We start from the raw sequence: 2,261 nt of genomic DNA, 5'->3' as shown, positions 1-2,261 counted from the left end.
TGCTCTGGCCAGCCAAGAAATTGGCCTGCCGCTCGGCCTCGATCAGTCGCTCGCGGGAAATATCGGCATAGGCCAACTCGCGCTCGATGCCGATAAACCGGCGCCCGGTCAGGATTGCGGCTACCCCTGTTGATGCGCTGCCGGCAAACGGATCAAGCACCAGGCCACCAGGAACTACAGGCCGCACCAGCTCGCTCATCAGGTGCGTGGGCTTACCGGTCATGTGGTGCTTGTCGTCTTGCCGCACCGTGGATTGAATGCAGCCGTCAAATGGGCCGTCGTGTTCCAAGATCACCGCAGGGCCTTTGGTGCCCCAGATCACGTATTCGCACTGATGGCGAAAGTAGCCTTTGTGCGGTGCGCGCGATCCGCGCCCCTTGTCCCAGGCAACGATGCCGCGCCAGAAGACACCACCGGCCTGCACCGCGTCGGTCATGACTGGCAGCTGCCGCCAATCGGTGAAGGCCATGAAATAGCCGCCAGGCTTGAGTACTCGCACGCACTCAGCAATCCACAGAGCGCACCACACCAGGTAGCTGCGCTGGTCGCGCGAATCGCCGCCGAAGGATGGGTACCGGCCCCGGTGGCCTGACTGGATGTATTTCGTTTCCGTGTCTTTGCTCTTGTCGTCACGCGAAAAGCCGCCGCTGCTGTATGGCGGATCGGTGATCACAGCATCAACGCTTTCGTCTTTCATGGCCATCAGCAAAGGAAGGCACTCGCCGTGGATCAGTTGCCAGGGCGCGGGAAGGATGGGATCTGGTTTCATGTTTTTCTCAAAAAATTGAAGGGGGCGATATCTCTTCTCAGTCTTTGCGCTCAACGGAATGGACGCGCATGCCGGTCACCCACTTGGCCTTTTCTTCGGCGTCTTCGCTGTTGGCGGCCTTGAGCTGCACTGACTGCAGCAGCTTGTTGCCCTCCTCGCCCTCCAAGTCCCAGGCGTTGGCCGTGACGGGATAGACGAACGCGCGATAGCTGCGCATGGGCTGGATGTTGGTTGCTTGGGTCATGGTCATAGTCGTAGTCTTTCGGTGGTGGTCAGGCAACCAGGCGCAGCTGGTTGGGGTTTTCGTCGGCGTTAGCCACAGCTTCGGCCTTGGGTTTGCGGCGGCGCTTGGCCTTGGCGGCCTCGGTGGCCAGGCGTTCACGCTCGGCCGCAAAGACTGCAGCCAGGTGGCTGGCGTCGTGGCCGCTGCCCACGTAGGCGCCGGGTTGGCGCAGGTAAGTGTGGGTGCGTGGCTCGATGCGTTTTGCGTTCATGGCACTTACTCCTTTGGTTTCTGGGTGGTGGTGGAAAAGTCGGCGCGCTTTAAGCGGGGATGGGTCAGGCCGGCGATCAGCCCGAGAAGGAAGCGATCGCCCATATCTGCAAATTCCAGGATCTCGCGCTTCATCGCCTGGCGGGCCTCGGGGCTGTCTTGCATGTCGTCGCACACTCGGCGGCCTGCATCCAGGGCCTGCTGCAGCAGTGGGCTGATTTCGCGCATGCGGCGGCCCTGCTGGGCGGTGGTGGCGTTGATCTGGGCGGGGGTTTTGGTCATAGCCATGCGCCTTCCTCAAACTCGACGGCCTCGATTGCGGCCTCTAAGCTGCCCAACTCCTGCAATCTGGTGGTCAGCAACTCGGTGTTTTGGGTCGCATCCAGGCGGGCCGTACAGTTATTGAAACGAGTCCAAGCGGCAGGCAGAGCCTGCCGGGACGCGGTTGCACCTACGCCCTGCGCTTGGCCATCTTCATGCTCAAAATGCGGGCCGTCCACTGCCGCACCTGCAGCCGATTCGGCGGTTTGAACAAATGGCTTCCACGCAATGCGACGGCTCACGAGGTATCGGCCACACATGCGCCCACGCTGTGGCGTCAAACCAATCAGGCGCCCGCATTTCAGTTCCTCGCCGTATTTGTTAGCGGCGCCCTCTTCTACATGGCGGCGCACGGGGGCCAGGTGCCAATCGGTGCGCTTGCGTGCATGGCCGCCCATGGCTTCCATGAATTCGCACCAGTTGGCTTTTATCTCGCCTTGGCGATGACAGGCGCGATAGGCCTGCACGGTTTTGCTGTCGCCCTCACGGTCAAACAGCTCCAGTTGGTCATGCGTCACCCGGCGCAGCTCACGCCACACGGTGACCGATGGCATGCCAATGGTTTGGAACTGGCGGATGCCCCACGTAGCGGCCCAGGCATCAACGCGCAAATGACCGTTGACGATCTCCGGCTTGGCCTTCTTCTCAGGCTTGGCGATATCGCTGATGGCGGCTTGC

At 61.6% G+C, this 2,261-nt stretch carries 4 protein-coding genes and 1 pseudogene; all 5 read right to left on the bottom strand.

Annotation, left to right across the window (positions count from 1 at the left end):
• On the bottom strand, nucleotides 1-769 hold a 769-nt coding region (locus H928_RS26255), incomplete at its 3' end, for a site-specific DNA-methyltransferase (RefSeq protein WP_043338808.1).
• 37 nt (nucleotides 770-806) lie between these two features.
• A complete protein-coding gene (locus H928_RS0105275; RefSeq protein WP_148293056.1) occupies nucleotides 807-1,013 on the bottom strand; it encodes a hypothetical protein in 207 nt (68 codons plus the stop codon).
• A gap of 28 nt (nucleotides 1,014-1,041) precedes the next feature.
• Entirely contained in the window at nucleotides 1,042-1,263 is a 222-nt protein-coding gene (locus tag H928_RS0105270; protein ID WP_021025572.1) for a hypothetical protein, read from the bottom strand.
• A 5-nt stretch (nucleotides 1,264-1,268) separates the two neighbouring features.
• The gene (locus H928_RS0105265; protein WP_021025571.1) at nucleotides 1,269-1,544 is read right to left on the bottom strand and encodes a hypothetical protein; all 276 of its coding nucleotides are present in this window, start codon (nucleotides 1,542-1,544) and stop codon (nucleotides 1,269-1,271) included.
• Nucleotides 1,541-2,261: pseudogene (locus tag H928_RS26250) on the bottom strand (hypothetical protein); the annotation flags it as partial. The gene H928_RS0105265 and the pseudogene H928_RS26250, both read right to left, overlap by 4 nt.

The organism is Comamonas sp. B-9 (assembly GCF_000410635.1).
Classification (GTDB): Bacteria; Pseudomonadota; Gammaproteobacteria; order Burkholderiales; family Burkholderiaceae_C; genus Comamonas.
Note: the sequence above shows the minus strand (reverse complement) of the source record. Positions and strands in the feature narration are given on the sequence as shown.

Bases quoted from the DNA above. Each gene is read 5' to 3' on its own strand.
- H928_RS0105275 (WP_148293056.1), bottom strand. From the start codon at position 1,013: ATGACCCAAGCAACCAACATCCAGCCCATGCGCAGCTATCGCGCGTTC.
- H928_RS0105265 (WP_021025571.1), bottom strand. From the start codon at position 1,544: ATGACCAAAACCCCCGCCCAGATCAACGCCACCACCGCCCAGCAGGGC.
- H928_RS0105270 (WP_021025572.1), bottom strand. From the start codon at position 1,263: ATGAACGCAAAACGCATCGAGCCACGCACCCACACTTACCTGCGCCAA.